This window comes from Pseudomonas sp. Pdm06 (assembly GCF_014851795.1).
In the GTDB taxonomy this organism is placed as follows: domain Bacteria; phylum Pseudomonadota; class Gammaproteobacteria; order Pseudomonadales; family Pseudomonadaceae; genus Aquipseudomonas; species Aquipseudomonas fluorescens_AA.
Map to the genome: position 1 here is coordinate 164,431 of NZ_JACVAH010000010.1, position 21,180 is coordinate 185,610.

Consider the following 21,180-nt stretch of genomic DNA (forward strand, 5'->3'; position numbering starts at 1 on the left):
CGACGATGAGTGACGCACCGCCCAAAGCGGAACAGGATTCCAGCCTGAAGATCTATTTTCGGTTGCTGGGATACGTCAAACCCTACGCGGGCATTTTTCTGCTGAGTATCCTGGGTTTCGTGATATTTGCTTCGACCCAGCCCATGCTGGCCGGGATTCTCAAGTATTTCGTCGACGGCTTGAGCAACCCCGATGCGGTGCTCTTTCCCAACGTGCCGTACCTCAAGGACTTGAAACTGCTGATGGCGGTGCCGCTGCTGATCATTCTGATCGCTGCCTGGCAGGGCCTGGGCTCGTTCCTGGGCAACTATTACCTGGCCAGGGTTTCCCTGGGGCTGGTGCATGACCTGCGGGTCGAGTTGTTCAAGAAGTTGCTGGTGCTGCCTAATCGCTACTTCGACACCCACAACTCCGGCCATCTGATCTCCCGAATCACCTTCAACGTGACCATGGTCACCGGTGCGGCCACCGATGCCATCAAGGTGGTGATCCGCGAAGGTCTCACCGTGGTGTTCCTCTTCGCCTACCTGGTGTGGATGAACTGGAAGCTGACCCTGGTGATGTTGGCGATCCTGCCGCTGATCGCGGTCATGGTCAGCAGTACCAGCAAGAAATTCCGCAAGCAGAGCAAAAAGATCCAGGTGGCCATGGGCGACGTGACTCACGTTGCCTCCGAGACCATCCAGGGCTACCGCGTGGTGCGCAGCTTTGGCGGCGAGGCCTATGAAGAGCAGCGCTTTACCAACGCCAGCCAGGGCAACACCGACAAGCAATTGCGGATGACGCGTACCGGCGCGGTCTATACGCCGATGCTGCAACTGGTGATCTACACCGCCATGGCGGCCTTGATGTTTCTGGTGCTGTTCCTGCGCGGTGACGCGACGGCCGGTGACCTGGTGGCCTACATCACGGCTGCCGGCTTGCTGCCCAAGCCGATTCGCCAACTCTCGGAAGTCAGCTCCACCATCCAGAAAGGCGTGGCCGGTGCCGAGAGCATCTTCGAGCAACTGGATGTCGAGCCGGAGGTCGACGGGGGGACGGTCGAGCAGGAACGGGTCAGCGGTCGTCTCGACGTGCGCAACCTGAGTTTCACCTACCCCGGTGCTGACCGCGAGGTACTCAAGGACATCAGCTTCAGCGCGGCGCCCGGGCAGATGATTGCGCTGGTGGGGCGTTCGGGCAGCGGCAAGTCGACCCTGGCGAGCCTTATCCCGCGCTTCTATCACCACGAGGTCGGCCAGATCCTGCTCGATGACGTGGAAATCGAAGACTACCGCCTGCGTAACCTGCGTCGTCATGTCGCCCAGGTGACCCAGCATGTCACCCTGTTCAACGACACGGTGGCCAACAATATCGCCTACGGCGACCTGGCCGGTGCGCCACGGGCCGACATTGAAAAGGCGGCCCGGGATGCCTATGCGATGGACTTCATCGAGCAGTTGCCCAATGGCCTGGACACCGAGGTGGGCGAAAACGGCGTGCTGTTGTCCGGCGGCCAGCGCCAGCGCCTGGCCATTGCCAGGGCATTGTTGAAGAACGCGCCGCTGCTGATCCTCGACGAAGCCACCTCGGCGCTGGACACCGAGTCCGAGCGGCATATCCAGGCCGCGCTGGACCAGGTGATGAAAGGCCGTACGACCCTGGTCATCGCCCACCGTTTGTCGACCATCGAAAAGGCCGACCTGATCCTGGTGATGGACCAGGGCCGGATCGTCGAACGAGGGACCCATGGCGAGCTCTTGGCGCAGAACGGCTACTACGCGCGTCTTCATGCCATGGGGCTGGACGCTCCCGCCCAGAATATCGCCTGAGTTCGGACCCCAGGCTGTGAGCCGGCCGGTTTCTCTCGGCCGGCTTCGCTCCCCCAGGTTCGGTGTTGGACACACATGTTGCATGCACCTCAGAACCAATGTGGGAGCGAGCTTGCTCGCGATAGCGGTGTGTCCGGGCCGGTGATGTTGAATGTGCCGGTGCCATCGCGAGCCCGCTCGCTCCCACTGAGTTTGTATCGAAAACTTTACCTGCGTTGACCAATCCACAATAAATCCGCGATTCGTGACTGCTAAGGTTTGGCTCCAGGACTTTCCTGACCAACTCCAGTCATCGAGGAGGGGCATCCCTCCCGCGCGGGTGTTTGAATGCTGCAACGTTATCTCTGGAAGCTGCTGCCCAAGTCGCAGCGCTCCTTTCTGTTGGGGCGCCTGTCGGTTGTCGACCGACAGGTCGTGAACAAGTCGATGTCGGCCAATTGCCGTTTTCCCGATGCGTTTGCCCAACGCGCCTGCCTGTTCATCCATGTGCCAAAATGCGCCGGCAGCAGTGTTTGCGTGGGGCTTTTCGATGGTTACAGCCCGGGCCACTTGCCGCTGTATTGGTACGAAGAGCAGTTTGCGCAGCAGTACGCCGCGAGTTTCAAATTTGCCTTTGTTCGCGATCCGCTGGAACGTGCGTATTCAGCCTATGCTTTCCTGCGGGGCAATACGTTGGGCGCGCGCGATCAGGCGGCGCAGAAAATGGTGGGCCAATACCGCGACTTCGATGATTTCGTCGCGCGATGGCTGCACCCGGAGAACATCACCCGGCAATTGCATTTCGCCGCCCAGACGGATTTCCTCATCGATTCCCTCGGCCACCTGGCGATGGACTTCATCGGCTATCAGGAATACCTGGATCGGGACTATCAGCGAGTGTGCGAGCACCTGGGGGTGGTCGCGAGGTTGCCCCATGTGAACCACAGCTGGCAGCGCGCCACGGTGCCGGTCAGGGACATTTGCTCAGTGCGGACCCGCCGACTGGTGCGGCGGGTGTACCAACGTGATTACGAGATGCTTGGTTATGAATGAAACGTCAAACGTATCGATGCAGCAGGCGCAGATCAGTCCTTATGCACAGGCGCTCACGCCGGCGGATCGAGCGGCCATCAAGGCCCAGCGGCCACGCTGCATCTGGCTGACGGGACTTTCGGGGGCGGGCAAGTCGACCCTGGCCAATGCCTTGGAAGTGCAGCTCAACCAGCAGGGCTTGCACACCTCCCTGCTCGATGGCGACAACCTGCGCCAGGGGTTGTGCCGGGGCCTGGGCATGGATGCCGAGTCCCGCAAGGAAAATATCCGCCGCATCGCCGAGGTCGCGCGCCTGATGGTCGATGCCGGCCTGATCGTCATCGTTGCGGCCATCTCACCGTTTCGGGCCGACCGGGAAGCTGCCAGGCAGTTGTTTCCCGAGGGCACCTTCGTGGAGGTCTATGTGAGTACACCTTTTGACGTCTGCGCCCGGCGTGACCCCAAGGGGTTGTACCGTGAGGCCTGTGCCGGGCGGATCAAGAACTTCACCGGGCTCGACAGCCCCTACGAGGCACCCCTTGCGCCAGCCTGCGCGATCGATACCAGCGAGGTGGAGCTGGCCCAGGCCTGTGCGCGGCTCTCGGCGTTGCTGCAAATCTGATGGAGCGAACGTCCTGGCTTCGCGTTGCAGCCATGGACAAGCCTTCGCCAACCCTGTGCTAATATCGCGGCCCTGTTCATTTTGTATGTGGGATGCTCCATGAAGTTGTCCATGCCGCGATTCGATCAAGCCCCTGTATTGGTGGTCGGCGATGTCATGCTCGACCGCTACTGGCATGGCGGTACCTCACGGATTTCCCCTGAGGCGCCGGTACCGGTGGTCAAGGTCGAGCACATCGAGGATCGCCCCGGCGGTGCCGCCAACGTTGCCCTGAACATCGCTGCCCTCGGCGCACCGGCCTCCCTGGTGGGCGTGACCGGCGACGACGAGGCTGCCGACAGCCTGACCAACAGCCTCAAGGGCGCGGGTGTTCGTGCGATATTCCAGCGCGTTGCGCACCAGCCGACCATCGTCAAGCTGCGGGTCATGAGCCGTCACCAGCAACTGCTGCGCATCGATTTCGAAGAACCTTTCGCCACCGACCCCCTGGCCCTCGGTGCCGAGGTCGACAACTTGCTCGAAGGCGTCAAGGTCCTGGTGTTGTCGGACTACGGCAAAGGCGCGTTGAAGAATCACCAGGCGCTGATCCAGGCCGCCCGTGCCCGTGGCATTCCGGTCCTGGCCGATCCCAAGGGCAAGGATTTTTCCATCTACCGTGGCGCCAGCCTGATCACGCCGAACCTCAGCGAATTCGAAACCATCGTCGGCGGTTGCGTCGATGAGCACGAACTGGTGAGCAAAGGCGCGCAACTGATGCAAGACCTCGACCTCGGCGCCTTGCTGGTGACCCGTGGCGAGCACGGCATGACCTTGCTGCGCCCCGGTCACCCTGCGTTGCACCTGCCGGCCCGTGCCCGTGAAGTGTTCGACGTGACGGGGGCCGGCGACACCGTGATTTCCACGCTGGCCGCGGCGATCGCTGCCGGCGAGGAACTGCCCCATGCGGTCGCCCTGGCTAACCTGGCGGCGGGCATCGTCGTCGGCAAGCTCGGCACGGCAGCCATCAGCGCCCCCGAGCTGCGCCGCGCCATCCAGCGCGAGGAAGGCTCCGAGCGCGGAGTGCTGGGCCTGGAGCAACTGCTGCTGGCCGTTGACGACGCCCGTGCCCACAACGAGAGCATCGTCTTCACCAACGGTTGCTTCGACATCCTGCACGCCGGCCATGTGACCTACCTCGAGCAGGCCAGGGCCCAGGGGGATCGCCTGATCGTCGCGGTCAATGACGATGCCTCCGTGAGCCGTCTCAAAGGGCCGGGGCGCCCGATCAACAGCGTTGACCGGCGCATGGCGGTCCTGGCCGGCCTGGGCGCGGTGGACTGGGTGATCAGCTTCAGCGAGGGCACGCCGGAAAACCTGCTGCGTCAGGTCAAGCCGGACGTGCTGGTCAAGGGCGGTGACTACGGGATCGACCAGGTCGTCGGCGCCGACATCGTCGCTGCCTACGGCGGTACCGTGAAGGTATTGGGGCTGGTGGAAAACAGCTCGACGACGGCGATTGTGGAGAAGATCCGCAACAACTGATGCGTCAGGCAAAGCGCAGAACCTGTGGGAGCGAGCTTGCTCGCGATAGCGGTGTGTCAGCCAAATCGAGGCTGAGTGATCCAACGCCATCGCGAGCAAGCTCGCTCCCACAGGGCCCATTGTCCAGCCAGAAAGTGGACATCAGGCCTAACGAGCCACCTTGCGCGGCACGATCTTCTTGAGCAACTGCCTGGCCTTGCCCTTGAGTCGGGTCAGGCCCGACTCCTTGCCCGGTGGCGTCAGCCCTTGCTGGCGCAGCCAGTCCTTCCAGCGAATCCGCTCGTCACGCACCAGCCAGCCGTCCTGCCGGGCGAAACTTTCCGCCAGGTACAGCCCCCGGGTGCTGGCCGGGTACAGTTGATCCTTTTTCAAGGTGTACAGCTCGGGCAAGGGCTGCCCATCCTGCAGCGGCATCAGGTACAGGTCCGGTCGCTTGCGGTCCAGGCGTGCCACCAACTGGTCGCCTTCCAGGCGCTCATCGACGTGAAACAGGCTCAGGGACTTGGCTTCCTTGGGCACGTCCAGGCGCAAGTCATAGATCAATTGCAGGGATGCCGTCGGCAGGTGCACGTAGGCCCGTGGCCGTTCGATCAGTTGCAGGTTGGCGCTGCGCACCGGGCGGGCCGAGCCCGACAGGGGCGTCAGGCGAAACGGCAAGGCCTCGCGGTAGTGCAAGGCCGTGGCGTAGGGGGCTGGCAGCCAGGTGTCGTTGAAGCGCCCGCCCAGCCAGCCTTCAGGGGTTTCCAGCAGGCATTCTTCGGCGATCTCGCTGATGGCGGTGAGCAGCGGCAGGTTCAGTTCGTGGGCGGGGACGTAGCCGGAAATCAGCTTGAGTACCACGTCGCCGCGATCCTGCCGACGCTGGCGCACCAGCACCCAATAGTCGCGGTTCTGCCAATGCAGGGTCAGGCGCACCGAGACGCCCAGGTTCGCCAGCTCCAGGGAAAAACGCTCGGCATCGGCCACTGCGACAGGACGGCGGCGCTGCAAGGTCTGGGCAAAATTCAGCGGCATCCCGACGCTCTGGTAAGTCAGGCCTTCGGGGGTCGCTTCGACGAACAGGGGCAGGGTCTTGAAGTTACTCGGATTCTTTCTGATGAGCGTACGCGGCATGTCGGCTCCTTCCTTCAGGCCGCGTAGGGCGGCGTCAGTGTTTACGCAGGACCGTGGCTACGGTCGCGACGTTATGGGCGAGGTGCAGCGGATTGATGGTGCCGACAATAGCACTGGCGACCCCAGGATGCTCAAACAACAGTTCGAAACTGGCACGAACCGGGTCTACCCCAGGGCTCAGGCAGGCGTGGCCGCTGGCCAGGGCCTTTTTCACCAGGATCGCTTTGCCGTGTTCGTTGGCGTAGTCAATGACCGTCTTTTCGCCTCGTTCGTTCAGATTGTAGGTGACCATCGCGCAATCGCCTTGCTCCAGGGCCTTCAAGCCGCCCTCGACGGTCTTGCCGGAAAAGCCGAAGCCGCCGATCTTGCCTTCGCGCTTGAGCGCCGCCAGGGTCGGGTAGACCTCGCTGTCGTTGAGGATCGCCAGGTCGTTGCCGTCGGAATGTACCAGGACCAGATCGATGTAGTCGGTTTCCAGGCGCTTGAGGCTGCGCTCCACCGAGAATCGGGTATGGGCGGCACTGAAGTCGTGGCGTGACTGGCCGTCACTGAATTCTTCGCCAACCTTGCTGACAATCACCCAGTCATGACGTTGGCCGCGCAGCAGCGGGCCGAGGCGTTCTTCGCTGCGACCATAGGCCGGTGCGGTGTCGATCAGATTGATCCCCAGGTCGCGCGCGAGTTTGAGCAACATGCGCGCTTCGTCGTCATCGGGGATCTGAAAACCGTTGGGGTATTTGACGCCCTGGTCACGGCCCAGCTTGACGGTGCCCAGGCCCAGGGGGGAAACCCGCGGGCCGTCATGGCCCAGAGGGCGATAGAGGTCATGCAGGGTCGCTTGGCTCATGGCAGCAGTTGCTCCCAGGCAGGCACGCCCATGGGCGGCTTCGGCAGGTCCGGCAGCGGAGCCGGGTGACTGGGCTGGATGCCATCGCGTTGCAGCGCGTGGACCACCCGATCGGCGAAGTCCGGCGCCAGGGCCAGTTTGGTCGGCCAGCCCACCAGCAGGCGATCCTGCTCGGCGAGGAAGGCGTTGTCCGGGCGGGTCAGGCCCGACTGCAATGGCTCGGCGCGGTCAACCCGCAACGTGGCCCATTGCGCGGTGCTGAGGTCGATCCAGGGCAGCAACTGGCCCAGTTCTTTCTGTGCGACGGCGATCTGCTCGGCGGGCTCTCGGGCGATGGCATCGCCCTCGGCGAGGTCGCCCCCCAGGTACCAGACCCATTGGCCATTGGCGGCCGGGTGGGTGGTCACGGTGACGCGTGGCTTCGGTCCGCCGCCCAGGCAATGGGCGTAAAGCGGCTTGAGGCTCGGCCCCTTGGCCAGGACCATGTGCAACGGCCGGGTCTGCATGGCCGGTTTGTCCAGGCCCAGGGCTTTGAGCAGGTCAGCGGTGCCAGCGCCCGCGCTGAAGACAATGCGCTGGGCCCGAATCTCACGGTCGTCGACCTTCAGTCCGACCCACTCACCTGCTTCGCGCAGTGGCTCGATGCGCTGCCCGGCCAGCAGGCTGTCGCCGGCCAGTTCCGCCAGGCGCTCGATCAGGCTGGGAACATCCACCACCAGCTCGGCCAGGCGATAGACCTTGCCCTTGAAGCGCTTGTCTTGCAGGGCCGGCGGCAATTGCTCACCCTTGACCTGGTCGACCCGTCCGCGCACGGCCTTGCTGGCAAAGAAACTGGTGAGGTTGCCGGCCAGGGTGCCGGGGGACCAGAGGTAATGGGCATCGGACAGCATGCGCACGCCGGACAGGTCCAGCTCACCGTCACCCTTCAGGGCTTCGCGCCAGCGGCGCGGCATGTCGGCGATGGCTTCCGAGGCCCCGGTCAGGGCACCATGCAAGGCATACTTGGCGCCGCCATGGATGATGCCCTGGGATTTGACACTCTGCCCGCCACCGAGGCTGGCGCTTTCCACCAGCACGGTTGAAAACCCCAGGCGGCGCAAGCGCGCGTTCAGCCAGAGGCCGGCGACTCCGGCGCCGACAATCAGGATGTCGGTGGAAATAACGGATGGCATGCAGCGACCTCAGTGTTCAAGACGAGGGCGCAGTATACAGACTCGATAGGGATGGGATTTTGTTGGTGATCAATCGCGATGGCGATAAACCTGTGGCGAGGGAGCTTGCTCCCGCTTGGGTGCGAAGCGCCCACTAGAAATGGGACCGCTTCGCGATCCAGCGGGAGCAAGCTCCCTCGCCACAAAAGTATTCCAGTTTAATGATCAGTGTGTTTTCAGTGCCCGGCGGTCTTGGAAAACAGCTGGATCACCACCACCCCCAACACAATCAGCGCCATTCCCAGCATCGCTGGCACGTCCAGTTTCTGTCCGTAGATGAACAGCGCCGCCACGCTGACCATGACGATCCCCAGCCCGGCCCAGACCGCATAGGCCACGCCCACCGGTACGGTGCGCACCACCAGCGTCAGCATCCAGAACGCGGTGCCGTAGCCGACGATGACCAGCAGCAAGGGCAGGGGTGTGCTCAGGCCCTTGATCGCTTTCATCGAAACAGTGGCGATCACTTCGGCGCAGATGGCGATGGCCAGGTAGTAGTAGGCGTTCATGGGCAGTTCCTCTTTGACGGTTGCGTCTTTCGATGGGGTCATTCTAGAGATCGTCCAGATGCGGTAAAGTCATTACCTATCTGTAATGGAGATAGGTTGAGCCATGAACGTACAGTGGAACCTGGAGCAATTGCGGCTGTTTGTCGGGGTCGCCGAGAAACGTTCGTTTTCCGCCGTGGCCCGGGACCAGCGCAAGGCGCAATCGGCCATCAGCAGTGCGATCGCCATGCTGGAAGACGACTTGGGGGTGAGCCTGTTCGAGCGCAGCAGCGGCCGTCAGCCCAGGCTCACCGACGCGGGGGAAGCCCTGCTCGAAGAGGCCAGGGAGGTGCTGCGCCAGTGCGAGCGTCTCAACGGTCGGGCCCTGGCCTTGATGCGCGGGCAGGAAGCGTCGCTGCGCCTGGCCCAGGATGAAGCCATGCCCTATCAACCGGTCATCGACAGTCTGGCGGCCCTGGCCGAGCAATTTCCTACCCTCGAAGTGCAACTGGCCAGCGCCGCTCAGGGCGACGTGGCGCGCAAACTGGTGGAGCGGCGCGCCGACCTCGGCTTGCTGTTCTACCACGACCAGATCCCTGAGGCGTTGGAGCGCCGGGTACTGGGCAGCGTCGAAATGGTCACGGTGTGCGGCCGGGACCATCCCCTGGCGAACCATGGTTATGTGACCTGCCGGGAAATGGCCCGGCACCGCCAGTTGTTGATGGCGACTCAGTCCAGCGTCTATCCCGGCAGCGAGCAGGCCAGCCCGCAGGTCTGGCGGGCCGACAGTTTCTATGTGTTGGCCGAGTGGTTGAGGAGTGGCCTGGGCTGGGCCTGGCTGCCACGGCACGTGGTGCAGTACCCGGCGTACCTGGGGGACATGGTCGAACTCAGCAGCGAATGGACCCCGCCGGCCCTGGTGGTGGAACTGGTCTGGCGCCGCGACGAACCCCTGGGGCCGGCGGCCCGTTGGCTGGCGGAACGTTTTGCCGTGCAGTTGCAGGCGATCGGCTGAAAAACCGATAAACTCCGCCGCCATGAACAGAACTCTCTATAGCGCATTGTTTTATCTGGGGCTGCCACTGGTAGCGATTCGGCTGTGGTTGCGGGCACGCAAGGCGCCAGCGTATGCCCGGCGCATCGGCGAGCGGTTCTCCTGGGGGCTGCCGGTCATGGTGCCGGAGGGTATCTGGGTGCACGCGGTGTCGGTGGGCGAGAGCATTGCCGCCGCGCCGATGATCCGCGCCTTGCTGCAACGTTATCCACAGTTGCCCATCACCGTCACCTGCATGACGCCCACCGGGTCGGAACGGATCCAGGCGATGTTCGCCAACGAGCCGCGCATCCAGCACTGTTATCTGCCTTACGACTTGCCCTGTGCCGCCAAGCGTTTTCTCGACCGGGTCCGCCCGGTCCTGGCGGTGATCATGGAAACCGAGCTGTGGCCCAATCACATTCACCAATGCGCCAGGCGCGGCATTCCGGTGGCCCTGGCCAACGCGCGGTTGTCGGAGCGTTCGGCCCGGGGTTATGCACGCTTTCCCAAGCTCACCCGGCCCATGCTCGCCGAGATGAGCCTGTTCGCCGTACAGACCGAAGCCGAAGCCGAGCGTTTTCGCCAGTTGGGCGCCCGGATGGAAACCGTCGAGGTCACCGGCTCCATCAAGTTCGACCTGACCATCGACCCGCAACTGCTCGAAGACGCCAGCGCCTTGCGCCGCCAGTGGCAGGCAACCGAGCGCCCGGTGTGGATCGCCGCCAGCACCCATGAAGGTGAAGACGAAGTGGTACTCGCTGCTCACCGTCGGCTGCTCGACAGTTATCCCGATGCGTTGCTGATCCTGGTGCCGCGTCATCCCGAGCGCTTCGACTCAGTGCACCAGTTGTGTGAAAACGAAGGCCTGGTCACGGTGCGGCGCTCCAGCGGCCAGCCGGTTACCGCCCAGGCTTCGGTGCTGCTCGGCGACACCATGGGCGAACTGCTGTTTCTCTATGCGTTGGCCGACAGCGCGTTTGTCGGTGGCAGCCTGGTGCCCAACGGTGGGCACAACCTGCTCGAACCGGCGGCCTTGGCGAAACCGGTGCTCAGTGGGCCGCACCTGTTCAACTTCCTCGAAATCGCCGCGCAACTGCGTGCTGCCGGTGCGCTGGCAGAAGTGGAAGATGCCGAGAGCCTGGCCCTGGCGGTGCAGCGTTTGTTCGAACTGCCCCGGGATGCCCAGCGCATGGCCGAGGCAGGGCTGAAGGTGATGCGCACCAACCAGGGCGCGTTGCAGCGGTTGCTGGAGGGGTTGGGGCGGTTGCTCGGCTGAGTGGTGGGGCAAGGCCTGTGGGTGCAAAGTCTGTGGGAGCAAGCTTTGCTCCCACAGGCCTTGCTTCCCACAGTTCTACTTCAAAAGGCCTGACCCTACAGCCATGCTCCTACAGGTTTTTCACTGCGCCGGCCGCGAGCGCAACTGTTGTGCCGCTGCCTGGGCCAGGTCCGGCGGCAGGAAGTCGCGGTCGGGGTTGTAGTCGGGCTTGAGGTAGCGCGACAGGTCCTGCAGGTCCGCCGGGCTCAACGTCCCGGCCGCTTGCTTCAGACGCAGGTTGTCGAGGATGTAGTCGTAGCGGGCGTTGTTGTAGTTGCGCACCGAGGTGTACAGCTGCCGCTGGGCATCGAGCACATCGACGATGTTGCGGGTGCCCACCTGGTAGCCGATTTCCGTGGCTTCCACCGCGCTCTGGTTGGAGATGATCGACTGGCGCCGGGCCTGGACCTGCTCCACGTCCGTGTTGACCGCACGGTGCAGGTTACGGGTGTTTTCCACCACCTGCCGGCGCAGGCCTTCGCGTTGCTGTTCGGTCTGGGTGAGCTGCGAGTACGACTCGCGCACTTGGGAACTGGTCAGCCCGCCGCTGTAGATCGGGATACTCAATTGCAAACCGATGGTGCGTTGCTCGGCATCACCGCCATAGCGCTGCCCGGTCGGGCTCGGGTTGGTGAAGCCGAGGCCGTCGTTGTCGCCTTTCTTGTACTGGGCGATCGCATCGAGGGTCGGCGCATGACCGGCCTTGCGTTGGCGCAGGGTGTCTTCGGCGGCATCAACGGCGTAGTTGCTGGCCAGCAGGTTCAGGTTCTGCTTGGCCGCCGTGTCGACCCAGGCCTTGGCATCGTTCGGTGCCGGCGGCAGGATCGGCAGGGTGTGGACGATGCCCTGGAGCGAGTTGTACTGGCGGTTGGTCAGGGTGATCAAGGCTTCGAAGGCGTCGTCGACCTGACGCTGGGCAAGGATCCGGTTGGCCCGCGCCGTATCGTAGCTGGCCTGGGATTGCAGCACGTCGGTCTTGTCCGACAGGCCCACGTCGAAGCGCTCGTTGGACTGGTCGAGCTGGCGCTTGAACGCCGCTTCCTCAGCCTTGGTCGAGGCCAGGTTGTCCTGGCTGCGCAGTACATTGAAGTAGCTCTCGGCGCTTTGCAGGATCATGTTCTGTTCGGTGGCCGACAGTTGCAGCGAGGCTTGTTCGTTGACGGACTTGGCCGCCTGCAGTTGGAACCAGCGGTCGGCACGGAAAATCGGTTGGGACAGCGTGGCCTGGTAGACCGTGGAGCTGCGGGTAGCGGTCATTGCCGGCTGGTCGAGCTCGGTACGGGTGTTGTTCAGGTCGGCGCCGGCCGAAAGGTTGGGCAACAATCCGGCACGCGCCTGGGGCACCACTTCCTTCTGGACGCCGTATTGGGCGCGGGCGGCGGCCAGGTCGGCGTTGTTGTCCACCGCTTCCTGATACACGCTCACCAGATCGGTTTTGGTGGTCAGGGGCGCTTCGGCAGCCCAGGCCATTCCGTTGGACGCACAAGACACGGCGAGGGCCAGTGAAAGTTTGCGCAGCATGAGGCGATCCCTACTTCTCGAATGTTTGCGCACAAGAGGCGCGGCGTAGCGAGTGTAGTTGCGCGCAGGCACGGCAACAATCCTGTATATGCGCCATTCATCACGGCTTTTACCCGAGTGATGGCGTTCTGTGGTGGTTGTGTCTAGACTGGCCGGGTTCTTGTCGGGGTGCCTTGCTATGAGGCTGAGATCGAATAATTTCGGATCCCGTTGAACCTGATCAGGTTAACGCCTGCGTAGGGAACAAGATTTCTCGTCACCCGGCGAGTCCTCTTGTGCTTCGTCCGGGATGTTGTTCGACCATCGACTTTCGATCTTCGAGCATCCTCGAACAGCAAGCACAGCGTCCGCACTTTCGTGCAGGGACGTGTCCATTCGTTACAGGTTCGCTCCGACAAAAATCCACTGCCTGGATGTGTGTCTGGAGAGCCCGTGATGACGACAAAAGCAAAAAACGCGACCAACCTCAGCGATTCGGCCAAGGTCGATGAGCAATCGGTCCAGCCCTTTACCCGCTCGCAAAAAATCTATGTCCAGGGCAGCCGCCCGGATATCCGCGTACCCATGCGCGAAATCAGCCTCGACGTGACCCCCACCGACTTTGGCGGCGAAATCAACGCGCCAGTGGTGGTGTACGACACGTCGGGCCCGTACACCGACCCGAACGTGATCATCGACGTGCGCAAAGGCCTGGCCGACGTGCGTTCTTCGTGGATCGAAGCCCGTGGCGACACCGAGCGCCTGGCGGGCCTGAGTTCCAACTTCGGCCAGGAACGCCTGGCCGACCCCGAGCTGACCAAGCTGCGCTTTGCCCACGTGAACAACCCGCGTCGGGCCAAGCCGGGCGCCAACGTCAGCCAGATGCACTATGCGCGCAAAGGCATCATCACCGCCGAGATGGAATACGTCGCCATCCGCGAAAACATGAAACTGGAAGTGGCCCGCGCCGCCGGCCTGCTGGACCAGCAACACGCCGGCCACAGCTTCGGCGCCAGCGTGCCGAAAGTCATCACCCCGGAATTCGTGCGCGATGAAATCGCCCGTGGCCGCGCGATCATCCCGGCCAACATCAACCACACCGAACTGGAACCGATGATCATCGGCCGTAACTTCCTGGTGAAGATCAACGGCAACATCGGCAACAGCGCGCTGGGTTCGTCCATCGAAGAAGAAGTGGCGAAGCTGACCTGGGGCATCCGCTGGGGTTCGGACACGGTCATGGACCTGTCCACCGGCAAGCACATCCATGAAACCCGCGAGTGGATCATCCGCAACTCACCGGTGCCGATCGGCACCGTGCCGATCTACCAGGCCCTGGAAAAAGTCGGCGGCGTGGCCGAAGACCTGACCTGGGAGCTGTTCCGCGACACGCTGATCGAGCAGGCCGAGCAGGGCGTCGACTACTTCACCATCCACGCCGGCGTGTTGCTGCGCTATGTGCCGATGACCGCCAAGCGCGTCACCGGGATCGTCAGCCGTGGCGGTTCGATCATGGCCAAGTGGTGCCTGGCGCACCACAAAGAGAACTTCCTCTACACCCACTTCGAAGACATCTGCGAAATCATGAAGGCCTACGACGTCAGCTTCTCGCTGGGCGATGGCCTGCGTCCGGGCTCGATTGCCGACGCCAACGACGAAGCGCAGTTCGGCGAGCTGGAAACCCTCGGCGAGTTGACCAAGATCGCCTGGAAGCACGATGTGCAATGCATGATCGAAGGCCCCGGCCACGTGCCGATGCAGTTGATCAAGGAGAACATGGACAAGCAACTCGAGTGCTGCGACGAGGCGCCGTTCTACACCCTCGGCCCACTGACCACCGACATCGCGCCGGGCTACGACCACATTACTTCCGGCATCGGTGCGGCGATGATCGGCTGGTTTGGTTGCGCCATGCTCTGCTACGTCACGCCGAAGGAGCACCTCGGCTTGCCGAACAAGGATGACGTGAAGACCGGGATCATCACCTACAAGATCGCCGCCCACGCGGCCGACCTTGCCAAGGGCCACCCGGGCGCGCAGATCCGTGACAACGCCTTGAGCAAGGCGCGTTTCGAGTTCCGCTGGGAAGACCAGTTCAACCTCGGCCTGGACCCGGACACTGCCCGGTCGTACCACGACGAAACCCTGCCGAAGGACTCGGCCAAGGTGGCGCATTTCTGTTCGATGTGCGGGCCGAAATTCTGCTCGATGAAAATCACCCAGGAAGTGCGCGAGTACGCCGCCAACCAGCGCATTGAAGCGGTGGATGTCGACGTTGCCCAAGGCTTGGCGGAGCAGGCGGAGCGGTTCAAGAAGGAAGGTAGTCAGCTTTACAAGAAAGTGTGATGTGAGCCGAGGGGGCGGTGTTTTCACTGCCCTCATCGCGAGCAAGCTCGCTCCCACAGGGGATCTACTGTGGACACAAAAAACTGTGTGCACCTGTGATCCCTTGTGGGAGCGAGCTTGCTCGCGATAGCGGCCAAAAAAACAACAGATATCCTTCTGAGATAACCACCCTTGAACATCCAACCCAGCACCTACTCCCCTGACGCCGCGGTCCCCCTGGACAAGCGCGTGTTCGGCGCCCGCGATCTGTTTTCCCTGTGGTTCTCCCTCGGCATCGGCCTGATGGTCCTGCAAGTCGGCGCCTTGCTCGCGCCGGGCCTGGGCCTGAGCGGTTCGTTGCTGGCGATTTTCCTCGGCACGCTGGTGGGCGTCCTGCTGCTGGCGGCGGTCGGGGTGATCGGCAGTGACACTGGCCTGTCGGCCATGGCCGCCCTCAAGCTCAGCCTGGGCGGCAAGGGCGCGAGCGTGCCGGCGGTGTTGAACTTGCTGCAATTGATCGGCTGGGGCTCGTTCGAAATCATCGTCATGCGTGACGCCGCCAGTTTGCTCGGCGCGCGGGCCTTCAGCGAAGGCAGCCTGGGTTCGAACCCGCTGCTGTGGACGCTGTTCTTCGGCGCCCTGGCGACCCTGCTCGCGGTGAGTGGGCCGTTGACCTTCGTGCGCAAGGTCCTGCGCAAGTGGGGCATCTGGTTACTGCTGGCGGCCTGCATCTGGTTGACCTGGAACCTGTTCGCCAAGGCTGACCTGGCCGCGTTGTGGGCCCAGGCGGGCGATGGTTCAATGCCGCTGGCGGTGGGGTTCGACATCGCCATTGCCATGCCGCTGTCGTGGTTGCCGCTGATCGCCGACTACTCACGCTTCGGCCAACGCGCCAAGAACGTCTTCGGCGGCACGGCCGTGGGTTTCTTCATCGGTAACTTCTGGCTGATGAGCCTGGGCGTGGCCTACACCCTGGCCTTCGCGCCGAGCGGTGAAGTCAACGCGTTGCTGCTGGCCCTGGCCGGTGCTGGGCTGGGCATTCCGTTACTGCTGATTCTGCTGGACGAGTCGGAAAACGCCTTCGCCGACATCCACTCGGCGGCAGTGTCCAGCGGCATGCTGTCGGGGTTGAAGGTCGAGCACCTGGCCTTGGCGATTGGCGTCATCTGCACCTTGATCGCCTGCTTTGCACCGTTGGCGCAATACCAGAACTTCCTGTTGCTGATCGGCTCGGTGTTCGCGCCGCTGTTCGGCGTGGTGCTGGTGGACCACTTCATCCTGCGCAAACGCAGCAGCCAAGTGGTGTCAGCCGCGTTGCGCTGGCCGGCCCTGTTGGCCTGGCTGGGTGGGGTGAGCACTTATCACTTGCTGGCCAACCTTTATCCGGATGTCGGTGCAACCCTGCCGTCGCTGATTCTGGCAGGGTTGCTGCAACTGCTGTTGGGTCGGGCTTTCAGCTACGGCCGGGGAACAGCTCGGGCTTGAGGATGCCATTGAGGCGCGGATAGGCGATCTTCAGTTCGATGTGACCCAGGGCGTACGGCGCGATGGTGCTCACTTCGTACTTGAGGATCACCCCGCCGTAGGTCAGCGCCACGTGCGGGGTTTTCTGGAAGGACCACTGTTTCAGGAACTCGGGCTCCTGATCCAGCTTGGTGCTGATCAGCCAACTGTTGTGGGCGACTTGCGCGGCTTTCCAGAAGGCTTCTTCCTGGCCAGGCAGCAGCATGTCCGACAGGGTCAGCACCTTGTGTTGCTGGCGTGAATAGTTGATGAAGCCGCGCCCTGGAGTGCCATGGGCACCGCCGGTGTCCAGGTAGCTGGACAATTCGATGATCACCAGGCCGTCATGTTGCTCGCGTACCTTGGCCTGCAAATAGCTGCTGTTGCGCGGCGCGGCGTTGCGCAAGAACTGTTCGCGGTAGGCGGCCAGCGTCGGTGCCTCCGGGGCGTCCGGAGTGCGGGTCATTTGCAGCAGGCGTTTTTCGACGATGCCGTCCAAGGCAGGCTCGGTGGGAAAGTGCAGGGTATCGATGTTCACCAATGGGCAGTCGGCGCTGGCGCAGCCGGGTTGCAGTTGTTCCGAAGCGTCGCGGGTGGTCTCCAGCGGTGCGCGATAGTTGGGTTGGAACAGGCTTTGGCAAGCGCCCAGGGTCAGGGCAATGGCAGCCACGGAGGCGGTTTTGAAAAGCGACATGGGCGTCCTTCATGAAACACGGAAAGGCAAAAAGTTACCCGCTTCGACTGTCGGCAAGGCAATCAGTTCGCCACTAAGCTCATTAGAGTGATTTTCAGCGCAGCCGTCCATCCCGATCACCGGAAAGGGGCTGCATCAAAGGGTACGGGCGCGTTAGGATGGCGCGAAGCCGAGGTTGGAACCTCGTATTGATCCATTGCACACGAGGATTGTCATGACCGACTTCGCCAACGCCGCACCGAACACCGTGGACATCGTCAAGCGTGAAACCTGCTTCAAGGGTTTCTATAAGCTCGACCGCCTCGTCTTGCGCCACGAGTTGTTTGCCGGTGGCATGAGCCGTGAGATCAGCCGTGAACTGTTCGTGCGTCATGACGCGGTGTGCGTGCTGCCCTACGACCCGCAGCGCGATGAAGTGGTGCTGATTGAGCAGTTTCGCGTGGGGGCCATTGGCAAGACCACCAACCCCTGGCTGGTGGAACTGGTGGCCGGCCTCATCGACAAGGATGAGCAACCGGAAGAAGTTGCTCATCGCGAAGCGCAGGAGGAAGCTGGGCTTGTCTTCGCTGCGCTTTGGCCGATGACTCAGTATTTTCCATCGCCAGGCGGCAGCAATGAATTCGTACATTTGTTCTTGGGGCGTTGCGACAGCACGGGGGCAGGCGGCCTGCATGGCCTTCTGGAAGAAGCCGAAGACATTCGGGTGAAGGTCTGGGCCTACGAAGATGCCTTGCAAGCCGTGCGCGACGGGCGTATCTGCAACGCGGCCAGCATCATTGCCTTGCAATGGCTGGCCTTGAATCGCGATGAAGTGAGGGGGCTATGGTCCTGAACAAGCTGCGCGACCGCTATCGCGTCGATCTGGTGGGGTTGCAGGCCGCCTGCGAGGCCAACTACGCCCGCCTGATGCGCTTGTTGCCGGACATGCGCAACGACCCGTTGCCGCGCCGCATCGCCGTGACCCACGGCGACCAGATGCTCGGCGTGCTGGCCCTGGAAGTGCTGCAGACCTGTCCCTACACCACCACCTTGCAGGTGCGCCAGGAACACAGCTTGCCCTGGTTGCCGGTGCCACAGCTGGAAGTGCAGGTCTATCACGATGCACGCATGGCCGAAGTCGTCAGCGCCGAGCATGCACGACGCTTTCGTGGCATCTATCCTTATCCCAATGCCTCGATGCACCAGCCGGATGAAAAGGCCCAGTTGAACCTGTTCCTGGGCGAGTGGCTGAGTCATTGCCTGGCGCTGGGCCACGAGTTCGAAGTCGTTCGGTAGTTGTGAACCGGTTCCGGTTCGCGGGTTTCCCCTTTCGATCGTCCCCCAGCATAATTGCGGCTTCATGCAACGGCGTGATTGCGCCTGGGAGAAAGCGATTTGCCGAGCGTATCCAGCTTGACCACTGCCGATGCGGCGTTGTTGGTCCAACTGTCCGATAGCCATCTGTTCGCCGAGGCCGATGCCTCGTTGCTGGGCATGAATACCCGTGACAGTTTGCGGGCAGTCATCGATCTGGTGCTCAAGCAGCAGCCGGACATTGACCTGATGCTCGCCACGGGGGATCTGTCCCAGGACGGCACGCTGGAGTCCTACGCGGCGTTTCGCCAGTTGACTGCACGAATCGATGCGCCGGCGCGGTGGATTCCCGGTAACCATGACGAGCCGCGGGTGATGCTCGAGGCGGCGGTCAAGAGTGCGTTGCTCGATCCGGTGGTGGACATCGGCAATTGGCGGGTGACGATGCTGGACTCGGCCGTGCCGGGTTCGGTGCCGGGTTTTTTGGCCGAGGAGCAATTGATTCTTTTGGCCAATGCGTTGAGCGAGGCACCGGAGCGGCATCATCTGGTGTGTCTGCACCATCATCCTGTTTCGATTGGGTGTGTGTGGATGGAGCCGATTGGGTTGCGTAATCCGGAGGCTTTGTTTGCGGTGTTGGATCGGTTTCCACAGGTGCGGGCGGTGCTCTGGGGGCATGTGCATCAGGAGGTCGATCGGGTGCGCGAGGGGGTTCGTTTGTTGGCTTCGCCTTCGACTTGTATTCAGTTTGAGCCGGGGAGTGAGGATTTTGCGGTGGGCGCGCAGGCGCCGGGGTATCGGTGGTTGCGGCTTTGGCCGGATGGGCGGTTGGAGACGGGGGTTGAGCGGGTGGTTGGGTTTGCGTTTACCCCGGACTATGACTCCAACGGGTACTGAGTTCGGTCCAACTGTGGGAGCGAGCTTGCTCGCGATGGCGGTCTGACAGTCGGCCAGGATTTTGTTGGTCGAGTACATATCCATTTCTGCGGTAACGGCTGCTGACGGTTCCGCTCTTACAGCGGCTCACTTTTGAGAAGCCTGCGCGGCCCGGCGAAAAGTAAGCAAAACGCTTTATGCCCCACCACTCGGTGCCTCGCCTAGGCTCGGCATGCCCGAACGAAGGTATTGCTCCGTGGGCCCGCCGCGAAGGGCCATCCATGGCCCAGCGCGGCTACCTCGGCATCCATGCCGAGGTGCCCACTCCACAATACCTGCGTTCGGCCAGCGTGGTTAACGGGGCGCCGAAATCAACGTCCACCGCGAGGCGGCCTGATAGCCGGCCTGGCTCTTGCGGGGGGTGTACACCCATCAGACTTGTTTGAGCTGGACCTGTGGGAGCAAAGCTTGCTCGCGAGGCGGCCTTACAGCCGACCTGCCCTTGCAGGTGTACCTAGTCCAATTGTGGGAGCGGGCTTGCTCGCGAAGGCGGCGGCACATTCAGCATTGATGCAAGCAGACCCACCGCTATCGCGAGCAAGCTCGGCTCCCACCGGGATCGGCGGTGGACACTGATCTTATAAACGACCAAAAACCTGTGTGGGAGCGAGCTTGCTCGCGATGGCGGTCTGATTGAGTACATATCCATTGCTGCGGTAACGGCTGCTGACGGTTCCGCTCTTACAGCGGCTCACTTTTGAGAAGCGCAAAAGTAAGCAAAACGCTTTATGCCCCACCACTCGGTGCCTCGCCTAGGCTCGGCATGCCCGAACGAAGGCATTGCTCCGTGGGCCCGCCGCGAAGGGCCATCCATGGCCCAGCGCAGCTATCCCGGCATCCATGCCGGGATGCCCACTCCACAATACCTGCGTTCGGCCAGCGTGGTTAACGGGGCGCCGAAATCAACGTCCACCGCGAGGCGGCCTTATAGCCGGCCTGGCTCATGCGGGGGTGTACACCCATCAGACTTGTTTGAGCTGGACCTGTGGGAGCAAAGCTTGCTCGCGAGGCGGCCTGATAGCCGACCTGCTCTTGCAGGTGTACTCAGTCCAATTGTGGGAGCGAGCCTGCTCGCGAAGGCGGCGGTACATTCAGCATTGATGCAAGCAGACCTACCGCTATCGCGAGCAAGCTCGGCTCCCACCGGGATCGCGGTGGACACTGGTCTTATAAACGACCAAAAACCTGTGTGGGAGCGAGCTTGCTCGCGATGGCGGCCTGACAGCCGACCAAAATTTGTGGGAATGGTCGGACACACTTTCTGATTCAAGTAGATTTTTCCGACGAGTTCTGGCGGTTGCCGGGTGGGAAGGGCTGTCGTTAACCTTTTTCCGTCGCTGCAAATTCAGCGACCGGGCTTGGAAATCCGATAAGTAGACGGCGCGAAAGCGCCCTTCATAACGTATGCTTGCGGTCGTTTTTTGACCATGCTTTCGTTATGGCGGCTGTGCGCGGGAGACCTTCGGGTCTGTCGGGCTCGTTTACCCCGGTTTTCCAACCTGCGTACGGCTGCCACCCCCTCGCTTGGAAACGAACGTGGCAGCTCCAACCAGTAAACGGAGTGTCACCCTATGTTCAAAGCCACACCCAATCCCCCCGAAACCGATTCCCAAAAGCACGATGAAGCCGCCAAGCGCGCCCTCGATTATTATCTCGACCCCAAGCCTCAAGCCAAAAAGACACAACCCTCAAGCCAGCTGTTCTCTGTCGCGGAAAGCGCAGACACCGAAACTCTCCTAGCCAACCTCAGCGAAACCCTGGCCTCCGCCAGCGCCATGCTTGGCGACCTAACCTTTGACCTGGAAGGCTCGCGTCGGCATTTCGCCCTGGGAGTCCAACAGATGATCGAGCTCAGTGAGTTGTTGGCGAATCGGGCGCTGGATATCGTCGACCCGAGACAATAAAAGAGATAACGACCTAAACAACTTGTAATGGTCGGCAAATCACCCGTGGC

Annotated in this window: 18 protein-coding genes and 1 riboswitch; of the genes, 12 read left to right on the plus strand and 6 right to left on the minus strand. The window is 62.4% G+C overall.

The features are described from left to right. Window positions 1–5: 5 nt before the first annotated feature. From msbA to hldE, 4 genes are all read left to right on the plus strand, one after another. Complete coding sequence (gene msbA / locus IB266_RS17685; RefSeq protein ID WP_192261943.1) at window positions 6–1,811, plus strand: lipid A export permease/ATP-binding protein MsbA; 1,806 nt, start codon at window positions 6–8, stop codon at window positions 1,809–1,811. 327 nt (window positions 1,812–2,138) lie between these two features. Then, on the plus strand, window positions 2,139–2,843 hold the full coding sequence (locus IB266_RS17690) for a sulfotransferase family 2 domain-containing protein (protein WP_192261944.1): 705 nt from the start codon (window positions 2,139–2,141) through the stop codon (window positions 2,841–2,843). After that, window positions 2,836–3,444, plus strand: a complete 609-nt coding sequence (gene cysC / locus IB266_RS17695; protein WP_192261945.1) for an adenylyl-sulfate kinase — start codon at window positions 2,836–2,838, stop codon at window positions 3,442–3,444. The genes IB266_RS17690 and cysC overlap by 8 nt, the downstream gene beginning before the upstream one ends. A 99-nt stretch (window positions 3,445–3,543) precedes the next feature. Continuing rightward, window positions 3,544–4,965: a bifunctional D-glycero-beta-D-manno-heptose-7-phosphate kinase/D-glycero-beta-D-manno-heptose 1-phosphate adenylyltransferase HldE gene (gene hldE / locus IB266_RS17700; RefSeq protein ID WP_072407151.1), complete on the plus strand. Its 1,422-nt coding sequence runs from the start codon at window positions 3,544–3,546 to the stop codon at window positions 4,963–4,965. 147 nt (window positions 4,966–5,112) lie between these two features. Here hldE and IB266_RS17705 read toward each other — a convergent pair whose 3' ends face one another. The 4 genes from IB266_RS17705 to IB266_RS17720 all read right to left on the minus strand — a co-directional run bounded on the left by IB266_RS17705 (window position 5,113) and on the right by IB266_RS17720 (window position 8,645). After that, the gene (locus tag IB266_RS17705; protein WP_014336264.1) at window positions 5,113–6,078 is read right to left on the minus strand and encodes a hypothetical protein; all 966 of its coding nucleotides are present in this window, start codon (window positions 6,076–6,078) and stop codon (window positions 5,113–5,115) included. Window positions 6,079–6,112: 34 nt separating this feature from the next. After that, the gene (locus IB266_RS17710; RefSeq protein WP_192261946.1) at window positions 6,113–6,925 is read right to left on the minus strand and encodes an aldo/keto reductase; all 813 of its coding nucleotides are present in this window, start codon (window positions 6,923–6,925) and stop codon (window positions 6,113–6,115) included. Beyond that, entirely contained in the window at window positions 6,922–8,097 is a 1,176-nt protein-coding gene (locus tag IB266_RS17715; RefSeq protein WP_192261947.1) for an NAD(P)/FAD-dependent oxidoreductase, read from the minus strand. Before IB266_RS17715 ends, IB266_RS17710 begins: the two co-directional genes overlap by 4 nt. A gap of 215 nt (window positions 8,098–8,312) precedes the next feature. After that, complete coding sequence (locus tag IB266_RS17720) at window positions 8,313–8,645, minus strand: DMT family transporter (protein ID WP_003197153.1); 333 nt, start codon at window positions 8,643–8,645, stop codon at window positions 8,313–8,315. A gap of 103 nt (window positions 8,646–8,748) precedes the next feature. Here IB266_RS17720 and IB266_RS17725 point away from each other — a divergent pair, with 103 nt between their 5' ends. Together IB266_RS17725 and waaA are read left to right on the plus strand one after the other, a co-directional pair. Beyond that, window positions 8,749–9,639 carry a LysR family transcriptional regulator gene (locus tag IB266_RS17725; protein ID WP_192261948.1) on the plus strand — a complete coding sequence of 297 codons (891 nt, stop codon included), beginning with the start codon at window positions 8,749–8,751 and terminating at the stop codon, window positions 9,637–9,639. 22 nt (window positions 9,640–9,661) lie between these two features. Beyond that, window positions 9,662–10,936: a lipid IV(A) 3-deoxy-D-manno-octulosonic acid transferase gene (gene waaA, locus IB266_RS17730; RefSeq protein ID WP_192261949.1), complete on the plus strand. Its 1,275-nt coding sequence runs from the start codon at window positions 9,662–9,664 to the stop codon at window positions 10,934–10,936. Between the two features lie 120 nt (window positions 10,937–11,056). On the opposite strand, the gene IB266_RS17735 is transcribed toward waaA, so the two are convergent. Next, entirely contained in the window at window positions 11,057–12,496 is a 1,440-nt protein-coding gene (locus tag IB266_RS17735) for a TolC family outer membrane protein (protein ID WP_060739449.1), read from the minus strand. Window positions 12,497–12,650: 154 nt separating this feature from the next. Further along, window positions 12,651–12,756: riboswitch (TPP riboswitch) on the plus strand. 175 nt (window positions 12,757–12,931) lie between these two features. On the opposite strand from IB266_RS17735, the gene thiC reads away from it, so the two are divergent. Continuing rightward, on the plus strand, window positions 12,932–14,821 hold the full coding sequence (thiC, locus tag IB266_RS17740; RefSeq protein ID WP_092443845.1) for a phosphomethylpyrimidine synthase ThiC: 1,890 nt from the start codon (window positions 12,932–12,934) through the stop codon (window positions 14,819–14,821). A 171-nt stretch (window positions 14,822–14,992) separates the two neighbouring features. Beyond that, entirely contained in the window at window positions 14,993–16,285 is a 1,293-nt protein-coding gene (gene cytX / locus IB266_RS17745) for a putative hydroxymethylpyrimidine transporter CytX (protein ID WP_060739447.1), read from the plus strand. On the opposite strand, the gene IB266_RS17750 is transcribed toward cytX, so the two are convergent. Then, window positions 16,254–16,997: a DUF3298 domain-containing protein gene (locus tag IB266_RS17750; RefSeq protein ID WP_192261950.1), complete on the minus strand. Its 744-nt coding sequence runs from the start codon at window positions 16,995–16,997 to the stop codon at window positions 16,254–16,256. The genes cytX and IB266_RS17750 overlap by 32 nt on opposite strands. A 214-nt stretch (window positions 16,998–17,211) precedes the next feature. Here IB266_RS17750 and IB266_RS17755 point away from each other — a divergent pair, with 214 nt between their 5' ends. The 4 genes from IB266_RS17755 (at window position 17,212) to IB266_RS17770 (ending at window position 21,130) form a co-directional block, all read left to right on the plus strand. Beyond that, entirely contained in the window at window positions 17,212–17,829 is a 618-nt protein-coding gene (locus tag IB266_RS17755; RefSeq protein ID WP_060739445.1) for an NUDIX domain-containing protein, read from the plus strand. Next, window positions 17,820–18,272: a DUF1249 domain-containing protein gene (locus IB266_RS17760; protein ID WP_024618006.1), complete on the plus strand. Its 453-nt coding sequence runs from the start codon at window positions 17,820–17,822 to the stop codon at window positions 18,270–18,272. The genes IB266_RS17755 and IB266_RS17760 overlap by 10 nt, the downstream gene beginning before the upstream one ends. Before the next feature lie 99 nt (window positions 18,273–18,371). Next, window positions 18,372–19,187, plus strand: coding sequence for a 3',5'-cyclic-AMP phosphodiesterase (cpdA, locus tag IB266_RS17765; protein ID WP_192261951.1), 816 nt, complete (start codon window positions 18,372–18,374; stop codon window positions 19,185–19,187). A 1,610-nt stretch (window positions 19,188–20,797) separates the two neighbouring features. Beyond that, complete coding sequence (locus IB266_RS17770) at window positions 20,798–21,130, plus strand: DUF6124 family protein (protein ID WP_192261952.1); 333 nt, start codon at window positions 20,798–20,800, stop codon at window positions 21,128–21,130. Window positions 21,131–21,180: the final 50 nt, after the last annotated feature.